Below are 12431 nucleotides of genomic sequence, written 5' to 3' on the forward strand. Positions count from 1 at the left end.
GATTCGAGGGGTGACCTCGCGAAGAGGGGACCGGAAGTCCACCGGCGCTGATGCGCCGGTGGACTTCCGCATTTCGGTGGGCGGCGTACATTGGGACGGGATTCGCCTGTGGGGAAGGGTATGTCATGACCTTGCGAGACCGTCTGAACGAGCTGTCGCCGCTGGGTGGCACGCCGGTATTCGGGGAGCCGCACGAGACACCGGACGGGACCACGGTCATCACCGTGACCGAGCCCGGGCTTTTCGGGCCGCGGGCGCGCGGCGTGTTCGTGGTCAGCGGCGGGAACGTCGAGTGGGTGTGCACCACCAACGGTGAGCGGGTCGCGCTGCTCGGCGTGCTCACCGGGCTGATCGCGGCGGCGTTCGCGACCGCGGCCGCGATCAAGCGGCCGCCGTGGCCGGACACCCGGATCACGATTACCAAGAACCTCTGAGCTGAACGGCGAGTACGCCTTTCAGTTGCGCGACGCTCGCCGCGGTGCCCGGCGTGAGTTCGGTGCGGGCGCCGGCGAAGCGGTCGAAGACCAGGCCCTCGATGACCGCGATGAAATCGGCTGCGGCGGTGGCGGGTTCGGCCGCGCCCAAGGTTTCGAACAGGCCGGTGGCGTGCTGGTGGGAGAAGAGGCTGCGCACCAGTCGCGGCCGCAGTTCGGTGTCGCCGAGCAGTTCGAGGATGAGCGCCTGCCGAGCGATCAGATGGTTGCGGCGATGTGCCAGTAGGTGATCCAGCCAGCCCGCGATGTCGGTCGCGAGCGCGTCCAGGTCGATGTCCTCGCGCGTGCCCGGCAGCGTCGCGGGGGTGATCAGACCGCCCTGTCCGGCCGTGAAATCGGTGCGGGAGCGGGTGGTGATGCGGTCCACGACAGCCTCGATGAGCGCGCGTTTGGTGCGGAAGTAGTACGACGTCGAGCCCGCGGGGAGTTCCAGCGCGGTGTCCAGGGCCCGATGGGTGAGGGCCCGGAGTCCTTGGGCGGCAATGAGATCTATGGCGCTGTCCACGATGAGACTGCGTCGATCGGGTGTGGGAGTGGTCACCTTCGCTCCTCTGCGGCTTCGCGATCCTCTACAACTATAGAGGAAGCTCTACAGCGGTAGAGGATGCAGGGAGGTCGCAATGGAAACCCCGGAGATCGTGCTCGATGCCGACCAGCGGCAGGCCGCCGAACGGCTGGACGCCATCGCCGCCCGGGTGGGCAAGCGGTGGCGGTTCCATGTCGGGCAGCACGGGTCGCGCGGGCTCTACCTGTACGGCGGGCCCGGCCGCGGCAAGACCATGCTGATGAACCGCTTCTTCGAGTCCGTGCGAACGACGCGCAAGCGGCGCTACCACTTCCACGCCTTCTTCGCCCGGCTGAACGCGGGCATCCACGAGTACGGCAGCATCGACGCCTCGGCCGCCGCGCTGCTGGGCGACGCCGAGCTGATCTGCTTCGACGAATTCCACGTCCACGACTCGGGCGACGCCCGCCTGGTGGCCCGGCTGCTGGACACCCTGTTCGCCCGGCACATCACGCTGGTGGTGACCTCGAACTACCCGCCGCACGACCTGATGCCCAATCCCTATATGCACCCCCTGTTCGTGCCCACCATCGACCGCATCCTCGAGCACCTCGACGTGGTGTCGGTGAACGGGCCGACGGACTACCGCACGCTCGGCGGGCGGCACACCGGATTCGCGGCCGGGCACTACGTGGTCGGCGCCTGCCCCGCGACCGGGGCCGTGGACCTTCCGGTCGCCCACCGGCGGCTGCACGCCCGCACGATCGAAAACGGCGTGATCACCGTCGATTTCGCGGAACTGTGCGGTATCCCGGTGTCGGCGGCCGACTTCCTCGAACTCACCGCCGAACTCCACACCTGGGTGGTGTGCGACGTCCCGCCGCTGGGCACGGTCCCGCCGGACTGGGTGATGCGCTTCGTGAACCTGGTCGACGTGCTCTACGACGCCGACCTCGAACTGTCGGTCTTCGCGGAGGTCCCGCTGGCCGAACTCGGCGGTGAGGTGCGGCGGGTCCCCGACCTCTACCGCACCCTCAGCCGCCTCGGCGAGCTGCGGGAACCGGCCAATCTCGAGGCTCGATAGCCGTTCGGCGAAGCCCCGGTGAACTGGCCGGGGAGATCGACGCGCACGGTTCACGTCCCGGCCATGCGGAGGGGGGCTCGGGTTTCGGGCCGCTTCCTACCGTGGCGTCAGGAGCTGCACCGAACCGGAGGGGACCGATGCGAATCCGCGAGCAGGCAAGGGATTCCGCGCCGCGGAACCCGAGCAGACCGAGTAGCCCCCATATCCGGAACAGCGCCCGCTTGCGGGTGTTGGTTGTCGCCGAGTCCTTTCTTCCCCAGGTCAACGGCGTGACCAACTCCGTGCGGCGGGTGCTGGATCACCTGGCCGCCAAGGGTCACGAAGCCACACTGGTGGCCCCGACCGGACCGGCGAAATACGCCGGGTTCCGCGTGCACGTGGTGCGCGGAGCCCGGCTGCCGTTCTATCGGGACTTCCGGATCGGGCTCGAGACCCGCCGGCGGCTGCGCAAGATCATGCGCGAATTCCGGCCCGACGTAGTGCACATCGCCTCCCCGGCCACACTGGGTTATCAGGCGGCCAAGGTCGCGGGGGAACTCGGAATTCCGACGGTCGCCATCTATCAGACCGATCTGGTGGGTTTCGCGCTGCGCTACGACCTGCCCGGCGGCGTGCGCGCGATGACCGCGCTGACCCGCCGCATCCACCTTCGGGTGGACCGCACCCTCGCGCCCTCCACCGCCAGCCTGCGCCAGCTGGAGTTGATGGGCATCCCGGGCCTGGGTCGCTGGCCGCGCGGTGTGGACCTGCAGCAGTTCGGGCCCTTCCGCCGCTCGGAGGAGCTGCGAAAGCGCCTGGCCCCCAATGGTGAAGCGCTGGTCGGCTACATCGGGCGGCTCGCGCCGGAGAAGGAACTCGAGCTGCTGGCCGCGCTGCGCCCGCTGGCCGGCGTGCGGCTGGTCATCGTGGGCGGCGGCCCGGAGGAGAAGCGGCTGCGCAAGCTGCTGCCGGACGCGGAGTTCCTCGGCGTCCTGCACGGTGAGGAGCTCGCCGCCGCGTACGCCTCGCTGGACGTCTTCGTGCACACCGGCCGTCACGAAACCTATTGCCAGGCAGCGCAGGAGGCGCTGGCCTCCGGGGTGCCGGTGGTCGCGCCCAAGTCCGGCGGCCCGATCGACGTGATCACGCCCGGCGCCGGATTCCTCTATTCGCCCGGCGACGCCGATGCCATGACCGCGCTGGTGCGCCGCCTGGTCGAGGACGACCGGCTGCGCGAGCAGACCGCGGCCACCGCGGTGCGCAGCGTGCGCGACCGCTCCTGGGCCGCGGTCAACGACCTGCTCATCCGCCACTACCGCGAGGTGATCGCGGAACGCGCGCAGCCCGATTCGGCGCTGCGGTCCGACCCGGTGCCGGGCGAGGTCCCGGCTGCCAAGGAGGCATCCTGATGCTGCGCATCTCCGTCATCGGCACCGGCTACCTGGGCGCCACCCACGCCGCGGGCATGGCCGAACTCGGATTCGACGTGCTCGGGGTGGACAATGACCCGGCCAAGGCCGCGGCGCTGTCGGCCGGGCGGGTGCCCTTCCACGAACCCGGCCTGCCGGACCTGCTGGCCGGGCACGTGGCTCACGGCCGCCTGCGCTTCGGCACCTCGCTGGTCGCGGCCGCCGAGTTCGCCGACGTCCACTTCCTCTGTGTGGGAACGCCGCCCGGCGTGAACGGGGCCGCGGACCTGTCGCAGCTCTACAGCGCGCTGGACGGCCTGGTGCCGCACCTGACCCGCAACTGCCTGATCGTCGGCAAGTCCACGGTGCCGGTGGGCACGGCCGAGGCGCTCACCGCGCGCATCGCCGAGCTGGCCCCCGAGGGCATCTCGGTGGATCTGGCCTGGAACCCGGAGTTCCTGCGCGAGGGGCATGCCGTCCACGACACCCTGCACCCGAACCGGCTGGTGTTCGGTGTGACCACCCCGGACGCCGAATGGGCGCTGCGGCAGGTCTACGCCACACCCATCGCCGGCGGATCGCCGGTGGTGATCACCAACCTGCCGACCGCGGAACTGATCAAGGTGTCCGCGAACGCCTTTCTGGCGACCAAGATCTCGTTCATCAACGCCATGGCCGAGCTGTGCGATCTGACCGGCGCGGATGTGACCCTGCTGGCCGACGCGCTGGGTCACGACGACCGGATCGGCCGCAAGTTCCTCGGCGCCGGTCTCGGCTACGGCGGCGGCTGCCTGCCGAAGGACGTGCGCGCCCTGATCGCCCGCGCCACCGAGCTCGGCGCCGGGGAGTCGGTGGCGTTCCTGCGCGACGTCGACGCGGTGAACCTGCGCCGCCGCGAGCGAGTGGTGCGCGAGACCCTCGAACTGCTCGGCGGCGAGCACCGGACGACCGGCCGGGTGGGCATCCTGGGCGCGGCCTTCAAGCCGCTCTCCGACGACGTGCGCGACTCCCCGGCCCTGGACGTGGCGCGGCGGCTGCACGCGGCGGGCGTCGAGGTGACCGTCTTCGACCCGGCCGCGACGGCTCCGGCGCGCGCGGTGGCCCCGCAGCTGGTGTTCGCGGCCACCCCGGCCGCCGCCCTGCACGAGGCGGACGTGGTGCTGCACCTGACCGAGTGGCGGGAATTCCGGGAGCTGGACCCCGGTTTCCTGCGCACGGTCGCGCGCGGGCGCGTGATCATCGACGCCCGCAACACCCTGGACCCTGAACCATGGCTGGCCGCGGGCTGGGACTTCCGCGCCCTGGGTCGCCTGGTGGAGCCGCGGACGGCCGCCGGTGCGGTCGGCGCTCCGGCCGGGAGCTCCTACCCGGGTCCGACGGCGGTGCGGGACGTGGCCGAACCGGCCCGCGCCCTGCCGCAGCCGTCGCCGCTGACGCGCCTGCGCGCCCGGGTGCGCCGCACAGCCTGACCGTCATCGCTACGGCCTGACCGTCATCGCTACGGCCTGACCGTCGTCGCTACGGCCTGGCTGCTGTCGGTACGTCGCGACCGCTGTCGATTCCGGCACTCCCGGTCCCGCTCCGGCACCATCCGTTCGATCTTGACGGGCGGTCCGTCGCGCCCGCGATCCACCACCGATGGTGATAAGTGGGGTTGCGCGTCGGCTGCCCGGTGCGGGCGGGATGACCTGGGTTTTCGGGGCTGGCGACGCTTGCCGCGCAGGTGGGGGATTTATGCGCGGCGGGTATGTGATTCCAGCTTCCCGATTTTGGTCCTGACGAACCGCTTGGCATGTAACTATGTGCCTGTTTCTGCTGGACTCTGGTTAGGAGTGGTCGTGACTGGGGTGGGGACGGTGGCAACGCGGACGATCGCACTGATCGGTCTCGTCGTGCTGGCTGTCGTCGCACTGCGCGGGTACGTTCCGGGAACCGGAGGACCCGCGGCGCCGCATCCGTCGTCGGCGGTGTCCCTGGCATTGATGCCGGTGCTGCTGCTGGTCTCGATGGTGATCCTGGTGGCGGGTGTGATCAACAGCCGGCACCGGCTGCCGCTCGCCATGCCCGAACCCGATCGCGAGAACCTGGTGCGCGTCCCGGGACTGCGGCGGCTCGGGCTGCTCGTGGTGGTCGGCGTCGCGGCGCTGACGCTGATCGTGACCGCGGTGCTGTCGATCTACCTGGTGACCCCCGCACGGCACGACGAGAGCGGAACCCAGCCCACCGCGACGCCCGGCGCCACGGAACCGCTGGAAACCACTGCGCCGCCCACGGACTCCGTGCCGGAGCCGTCGCTGAGCGGCACCGCGCTGCTGCTGGTCGGCATCACCGCCACCGTACTGGTGCTGATCGCCATGACCGGCCTGGTCGTGGTGGCGGTCAACACGAACCGCCGGCCCGCCCTGACCCGCACCCCGCTGCCGCAGCCCAGCCCCACCGAGGCGGTCTCGCTGGCCAAGGTGGCCGAGATGGGCCTGGCCGCGATGATCGCGCCCGGACAGGATCCGCGCACCGCCATCATCGCCTGCTACGTGGCCATGGAAAGCGGTCTGGCGCAGGCGCGGGAGGTCGCGCCGCTGGCCTCCGACACCCCCTCCGAGGTGCTGGCGCGAGCCTTCGACCGCGGCTTCCTGCACGACGCCTCGGCGCGGGAACTGGTGTCGCTGTTCGAGGAGGCGCGGTTCAGTCCGCACTCCATGCTGGAGTGGCAGCGGATGCGGGCCGAGCAGCTGCTGCGTATCGTATTGGCAGATCTCCAGGGGCTGGCCGCATGAAAGCTGTTGTGGCGGGGGAGATCTGGTGGGACCGAACGGGGGATCGGCCATGAATCGGGGCGCGATCGTGACCGGCGCGGTGGTGCTGGTGGTGTTGTTCGAGTTCGTCGCGCTCGGCAATCAGCGCGAACTGCTGCCGCTGCTCACCGGCATTCCGGTGGCGGGCGCACTCGGACTGCTGGTGTGGACGCTGGTCGAGCGGTCGCGGCGGCTCGCCCCCGTCGAGGAGGACAACGACATCGACAACGGCCCCGTCGAGATGCTGCGCCGCTGGCAGGCGCGCGCCACGATGCTGGCCGACCGGTCCGAGGGCACCCGCGCCGACTGGGACCGGCACCTGCGGCCGTTGCTGGCCAAGGAATTCGAGCTGACCAGCGGGCATCGGATGAACAAGAACCGCCGGGCCCTCGAGGTGGCGGGACAGCTGCAGTTCGGCCCCGAACTGTGGCGGTGGGTGGACCCGGCCAACTCGGCGCTGCGCGACGAGGTCAATCGCGCACCCGGCCGTGAAGCCCTCGACGAGATCCTGCGTCGGCTACAAGACATGTGAGATGAGATGCGAGAGTTGCCATGACATCACCGATGGACGTGACCATCAAGCGCACCGACGCCGTTCTGCGCGAAGTATCCCGGGTCGTGGTCGGCAAGCGGGACGAGCTGCAGCTGATCATGATCGCGGTGCTGTCCGGCGGCCACATCCTGATCGAGGATCTGCCCGGCCTGGGCAAGACCCTGATCGCGCGCTCCTTCGCGACCGCGCTCGGGCTGAACTTCACCCGCGTGCAGTTCACCCCGGACCTGCTGCCCGCCGACCTGATCGGCTCCACCATCTACGACATGCATTCGGGCCGGTTCAGTTTCCGGCGCGGCCCGGTGTTCACCAATATGCTGCTGGCCGACGAGGTCAACCGCACCCCGCCCAAGACCCAGGCCGCCCTGCTGGAGGCCATGGCCGAGGGCCAGGTCTCGATCGACGGTGAGACCTTCCCGCTGCCACAGCCGTTCATCGTCTTCGCCACCGACAACCCGATCGAGTACGAGGGCACCTACCCGCTGCCCGAGGCCCAGCTCGACCGCTTCGCCATGCAGCTGCGGCTCGGGTACCTGTCGGAGAACGACGAGATGAACATGATCCGCCGCCGCCTGGAACGCGGCGCGCAGCCCGCCCAGATCGGGCAGGTGGTGGACGCCGAGGGCCTGCTCGAGATGCGGCAGTCCGTCGAATTCGTCACCGTGCACCCCGATGTGGTCGGCTACGTGGTCTCGCTCGCCTCCGCCACCCGCGGCCACCCGCAGGTGGAGGTCGGCGCCAGCCCGCGCGCCGAACTCGACCTGGTGCAGATGGCCCGCGCCCGCGCCCTGCTGAACGGTCGCGACTACGTGGTCCCCGAGGACGTGAAGGCGCTGGCCATTCCCGCCATGGCGCACCGCATCACGCTGCGCCCCGAGATGTGGGTGCGCCGTATCCGCGGCGAGGACGTCATCTCCGAACTGCTGCGCCGCCTGCCCGTCCCGCGCGCCACCACCGCTTGAGGCGCGCATGAAGCATCGCGACACCACCGCCTCCGTCGAGGCCGAACTGCGCTGGCGGCCCGCGCCGTTGGTGTTCATGCTCGCCGCGGTGTCGGCCCTCGCGCTGGTGCTGGCGGTGATCCTGGGCAAATGGCAGCTGGTGGTGTTCGCCGCGCCCATGCTCGGAGTACTGGCCTCCGCGCCTTTGCAGCAGTCGCGCACCCGCATCCAGATCGACGGGTCCGGGGTGTTGCGCTGCTTCGAGACCGAGGAGGTGGTGCTGACCGCCGCCGCCTTCGTGGAGAGCGGTCACGCGCTGCTGCGGCTGCACCCGGAACCCCTGCCGGACATGGAGATCCACGTCGAGGAGACGGTCGACTCCGGCGTCTCCCCGGCCGGGCTGCGGCTGGCGCTGTCGGCCGCGCGCTGGGGCCGGTACCCGGTGCCGATGCGGATCACCGCGCTCAGCCCCGCCGGACTGGCGGTGGCCTCGGTGCGGCTGCCCGCGGGGGAGCTGTACATCTACCCGATCACCGACCCGCAGCGGATGCGGTTGCCGCGCACCGAACTTCCCGAACGCATGGGCTCGCATCTGACCCGGCGGCACGGGCCCGGCGTGGAGTACGCCGATATCCGGGCCTATACCCCGGGCGACCAGCTGCGCACCGTCAACTGGCCGGTGAGCGCGCGGCGCGGGCAGCTGTTCGTGACCGAACGCTTCACCAACCGGGCCGCGGACGTGGTGGTGTTGGTGGACACCTCGATGCAGGCCCCCGGCCCGGCCTCGGAGTCACTGGAGCTGTCGGTGCGCGGCGCCGCCCAGGTGGCGCAGTCAGCGCTGCAGGCCGGTGACCGCACCGCGGTGGTGTGCCTGGGCCGCAACCCGCGCTGGCTGCGACCCGATATCGGCCGCCGCCAGTTCTATCGCATCGTGGACGCCGTCCTCGATGTCGGCGACGAGCACATCGGCATGCAGGGCTCGCTGGCCCCGCACTCGGCGGTCCCGATCGGCGCGGTCATCGTCGCCTTCTCGACCCTGCTCGACACCCAATTCGCCCTGGCCCTGATCGATCTGCGCAAACGCGGCCACGTCGTGGTGGTGATCGACGTGCTGCGCGGGCCGCCGTTCGGCGAGGGCCTGGACAATACGCTCGCCCGCATGTGGCAGCTGGAACGCACCTCCATGTACCGCGACATGGGCACCGTCGGCGTCGACATCGTGCCCTGGCCCGAGGACACCCGGCTCGACCAGGTGATGCGGCTGCTGCCCGAACACCGCCGCACCGTGAGGGTCCGCCGATGACGAAGTTCCTGGCCGTACTGTCCGGCGTCCTGCTCGCGGGCGCGGTGGCCGTCGTCCTGCCCTGGGCCGCACTGCCGGTGGCGGTGCTGGCCGCGGCGGGCTGGCGCTGGCGGGTCTGCGCGGTGCTGGCCGTGCTGGCCGCCATGGCGGCGCTGGCCTGGGTCGGCACCGGGGCGATGGTCGCGGGCGGCATCGGGCTGGTCGCCACCACCTACCTGCTGAACATCGCCACCGTGTCGGCCCCGGCGGGCGTGGTGCCCACGACGATTCCGTCGGTCGCGGGCGCGCTCCTGTTCACCGTGGCGGCCGGGGCGGCGACCGTGCTGCCCGCCGGACTGACCTGGGTGCCGATCCTCGCGCCGTTCGCCGTGATCGCGTTGTACGCCATGCTGGTGCGCGGGCTGTCGAGCGACCCGGCGGCCTAGCGTCCCGGCGAAAATCGCTTCGAATTCGCGTGCGGGACTGTTTCACTCGCGAACATGAACGAATATCGCATGAACGAGCAACAGCTCGTCCGGACCTCCAAGCGGCTGTCCCGGCATCTGCGGCACGCACCCGAGGCGATCGGGCTCACCCTGGACTCGGCCGGCTGGGTGGACGTCACCGCGCTGCTGGCGGGACTGGCCCGGCACGGCCGCACCGTCACGCGGCCCGAGCTCGACGAGGTGGTGGCACGGAACAACAAGCGCCGCTTCGAATTCGACGCGACGGGTACCCGGATCCGCGCGAGTCAGGGGCACAGCGTCGACGTTGACCTGGAGTACCGGGCGACCACGCCGCCCGAACTGCTCTACCACGGCACCGTCGCCGCTGCGCTGCCCGGAATTCGCGCCGAGGGCCTGCGGCCCATGCGCCGCCACGACGTCCATCTGTCGGCGGATATCGAGACCGCCGTCAAGGTCGGTTCACGTCGAGGCCGACCCATCGTGCTGACCGTGGACGCCGCCGCGATGCACCGCGACGGACACGAGTTCCGGGTCAGCGCCAATGGGGTCTGGCTGGTGGCCGCCGTCCCGCCCGGTTACCTCACCGGTCTCTGAGCTCCAGACAGGACTCGAGCAGGACGGAATCCACTGTGGACGAGAACTATTGGAGCGCGGGCGGCATCCGGGTCGGCTTGATCCGGCCGGCGTCGATGAGCGCCCGGAATGCCGCGGCTTTGCGTTGACATTCGGCGACCGGGCAGCGGCGGTGCTGCTGCATGGTGCGGTGGGCTTCCTGGACGCCCAGGGGGTGATCGGGGGCGAGGTGCGACCAGGCTGATGGTGCGGTGGTAGCCAACGGCAAGGCGTTGTGCTCCTTGGTGATTCGATCGCGGATCCGATCCACTGAGAGCCGATCCGGATCCTGGTGGGGGTGGTGCAGGCTCATGATGGCGATTGCCGTGACCACGAGCGTTGCGAGGGTGGCCGTGAACACTTGCCAGGCGGCCATTCGTTCACCTTCTCCATGTCTATCGGATGTAGTCAGCGAGATATTCAGTTGGTTAGCTAGATATTCACCGTATGCCCTGAAACGTTACGCCTCCAGCGTGTCGTGGGTCAGGAACAATCGAATTTCGGCCGCTTTCAGCAACTTCCCCGGTCGTTCCGTCGCGCCACGGCAGCCTCGGTATCTGCAACTACCGCAACCGAATGCGCAATAGCGGCCAACTCGCGCCTAGCGACCGAATCGGGCATAGGCGTCAAAACTCAACCGAAACGGTCGGTTTGCTGACGGCGGACTTGCTAGGCGGGCATCGAGCAGCCACCCGCTCCACCGAGTCGAAGATTCACTTGGACAGTGATTTTCGGACGAGGCCCGACCCGTCCGCGCATTGTGGCCTTCCAGCACAGGCGGGCGCGCTGCGTAACGGTGTGGACCACGAACATCATCCCGGGCACCCGCACCAGCCGGGTGTCGTCGCCGCGCCCGGCCTCGAGCAGGACGACACCGGCGCCGCGTTCGGCGAGGCCGCCCGCGACCGCGGCGCCGCCCGCTCCGACGACGATGTAGTCCTACTCGGCCGCGCGGGTTCGGGTCACGTTCGGGGAATGCTCAACTGCCCCAGCCAGTGGTCGACCAGCTGCGCGGTCGTCGGCGCCTCCGTGCTGCACAGTTCGACGTGCTGAGCGTCCACGGTACGCACAGTCTGTGCGGTGGACCAGGTTTCGACGGGCCACTCGTTGAGGTTGTGCGTCGGTGAGGGCCTTGTGCATTTGAGCACGAGCGTCTCGCAGTCGAGGGGCTGATGCTCGTGCTGCATCAGCAGATCGAGCCAGCACGCCAGCGCGGTCAGTCGTTCGGTGGTGAAGCCGGCCAGGTCGGGGATCATCGCGTCGGTATCGGCCACGGCGTCTTTCGCGGTGCCCATTTGGCGCTCGTGCGCCTCCGGAGCGATGAAGGAATCGAAGATGATCAATCCCCGTAGCCGGGTATCGCCCTTTTCCAGCAGGCGAGCCGCGGTGGCGTGGGCGAGGTTGCCGCCGCCCGACATACCGCCCACGACGTAATCATCGTCCCCGACGGTCTCGCGGACGGACTCGGCGATGCTGTCTATGGCGGCGTCGAGCGAAGCGGGCAGCGGCTCACCCGGCTCGTATCCGGACAGCGGAATGACGGAGAGGCGGCGATGGCCGCCCAGGTGGGCCGCGAGCAGAATGTACTGAATGTATCCGCCGAGAAACGCCGGGGTGCAGATCAATACAACGTGGGGCAGGACGTCTCCGCCACTATTGTGGGGCGTGCCACCGCTGAGTGCGATGCCCTTCGGGAGTTCTGCCGAATAGTGGTCGAACGTCTCACGCAGCTGCGCGGCTGCGAGCAGGAACTCCAGGCCGTCGGCGAATCTATCGTCAGCGATCGCCTGTCTGAACATGCGGACGATGGACGAATCAGCGGACTCGGCCACCGCGGTTGCCCGGTCGGGGGTGTATGCGATCCCGTCGCCGCGAGGTACGAGCAAGGTATTTCCGCGTAGGGCGAGTTGCGGTTCGGCGCTCGCGACCGCGAGGACGGTCATATTCCGGATGGCCATGAGTCCGGACAATTCTCCGAGGCCCGCATCGGGAGAGTCGGTGTCCACGAGGATGATCCGCCCCGGGTGCTCGGATTGAGCCGACCGCACCAGCTCCCATACCGCCGCTGCCACCGGGTGCGCGACCTCGTCGGCCGCAACCGCGATCGCGCCGCGCGTGAGCACCAGGAATGTGCTGGAATCGAAGCGTTGTTGTCCGGACCAGGTCCGCAATGCGGTCGACACCCGCTGTGTCATGGCGTGCGCATCCGTTGGCAGCGCACCGGATTCATCCCTGCGGCAGTCCAGAACTATTACCTGGGCATTGTCGGCGTCGCCGTTGAGCGCTTCTGTCCAGTCGCAGGGCGCCACCGCG

13 protein-coding genes are annotated in these 12431 nt (G+C 69.7%); 10 read left to right on the forward strand and 3 right to left on the reverse strand.

Annotated features, from left to right (window positions below):
• Positions 1 to 125 precede the first annotated feature (125 nt).
• The gene (locus ABZ412_RS03650) at positions 126 to 434 is read left to right on the forward strand and encodes a hypothetical protein (protein ID WP_357275799.1); all 309 of its coding nucleotides are present in this window, start codon (positions 126 to 128) and stop codon (positions 432 to 434) included.
• On the opposite strand, the gene ABZ412_RS03655 is transcribed toward ABZ412_RS03650, so the two are convergent.
• Positions 418 to 1035 carry a TetR family transcriptional regulator gene (locus ABZ412_RS03655; protein WP_357275801.1) on the reverse strand — a complete coding sequence of 206 codons (618 nt, stop codon included), beginning with the start codon at positions 1033 to 1035 and terminating at the stop codon, positions 418 to 420. The genes ABZ412_RS03650 and ABZ412_RS03655 overlap by 17 nt on opposite strands.
• Before the next feature lie 79 nt (positions 1036 to 1114).
• On the opposite strand from ABZ412_RS03655, the gene zapE reads away from it, so the two are divergent.
• The 9 genes from zapE to ABZ412_RS03700 all read left to right on the forward strand — a co-directional run bounded on the left by zapE (position 1115) and on the right by ABZ412_RS03700 (position 10100).
• The gene (gene zapE, locus ABZ412_RS03660) at positions 1115 to 2083 is read left to right on the forward strand and encodes a cell division protein ZapE (protein ID WP_357275803.1); all 969 of its coding nucleotides are present in this window, start codon (positions 1115 to 1117) and stop codon (positions 2081 to 2083) included.
• Between the two features lie 221 nt (positions 2084 to 2304).
• Positions 2305 to 3471 (forward strand): glycosyltransferase family 1 protein, encoded by a 1167-nt coding sequence (locus ABZ412_RS03665; protein WP_357275806.1) that lies wholly within the window; start codon positions 2305 to 2307, stop codon positions 3469 to 3471.
• 2 nt (positions 3472 to 3473) lie between these two features.
• The gene (locus ABZ412_RS03670; RefSeq protein WP_357275965.1) at positions 3474 to 4940 is read left to right on the forward strand and encodes a UDP-glucose/GDP-mannose dehydrogenase family protein; all 1467 of its coding nucleotides are present in this window, start codon (positions 3474 to 3476) and stop codon (positions 4938 to 4940) included.
• Between the two features lie 387 nt (positions 4941 to 5327).
• Positions 5328 to 6245, forward strand: coding sequence for a DUF4129 domain-containing protein (locus ABZ412_RS03675; RefSeq protein ID WP_357275808.1), 918 nt, complete (start codon positions 5328 to 5330; stop codon positions 6243 to 6245).
• A gap of 49 nt (positions 6246 to 6294) precedes the next feature.
• A complete protein-coding gene (locus tag ABZ412_RS03680) occupies positions 6295 to 6795 on the forward strand; it encodes a hypothetical protein (RefSeq protein ID WP_357275810.1) in 501 nt (166 codons plus the stop codon).
• A 20-nt stretch (positions 6796 to 6815) separates the two neighbouring features.
• Entirely contained in the window at positions 6816 to 7778 is a 963-nt protein-coding gene (locus ABZ412_RS03685; RefSeq protein WP_357275813.1) for a MoxR family ATPase, read from the forward strand.
• A gap of 7 nt (positions 7779 to 7785) precedes the next feature.
• Positions 7786 to 9060 (forward strand): DUF58 domain-containing protein, encoded by a 1275-nt coding sequence (locus tag ABZ412_RS03690; RefSeq protein WP_357275816.1) that lies wholly within the window; start codon positions 7786 to 7788, stop codon positions 9058 to 9060.
• Complete coding sequence (locus ABZ412_RS03695; RefSeq protein ID WP_357275818.1) at positions 9057 to 9485, forward strand: hypothetical protein; 429 nt, start codon at positions 9057 to 9059, stop codon at positions 9483 to 9485. The genes ABZ412_RS03690 and ABZ412_RS03695 overlap by 4 nt, the downstream gene beginning before the upstream one ends.
• A gap of 54 nt (positions 9486 to 9539) precedes the next feature.
• On the forward strand, positions 9540 to 10100 hold the full coding sequence (locus ABZ412_RS03700; RefSeq protein ID WP_357275821.1) for an RNA 2'-phosphotransferase: 561 nt from the start codon (positions 9540 to 9542) through the stop codon (positions 10098 to 10100).
• Positions 10101 to 10146: 46 nt separating this feature from the next.
• On the opposite strand, the gene ABZ412_RS03705 is transcribed toward ABZ412_RS03700, so the two are convergent.
• Both ABZ412_RS03705 and ABZ412_RS03710 read right to left on the reverse strand, forming a co-directional pair.
• A complete protein-coding gene (locus tag ABZ412_RS03705; RefSeq protein ID WP_357275824.1) occupies positions 10147 to 10494 on the reverse strand; it encodes a hypothetical protein in 348 nt (115 codons plus the stop codon).
• A gap of 586 nt (positions 10495 to 11080) precedes the next feature.
• Positions 11081 to 12427, reverse strand: a complete 1347-nt coding sequence (locus tag ABZ412_RS03710) for a thioesterase domain-containing protein (RefSeq protein WP_357275968.1) — start codon at positions 12425 to 12427, stop codon at positions 11081 to 11083.
• Positions 12428 to 12431 lie beyond the last annotated feature (4 nt).

It is taken from the genome of Nocardia sp. NPDC005746, assembly GCF_040630785.1.
Taxonomy (GTDB): Bacteria; Actinomycetota; Actinomycetes; order Mycobacteriales; family Mycobacteriaceae; genus Nocardia.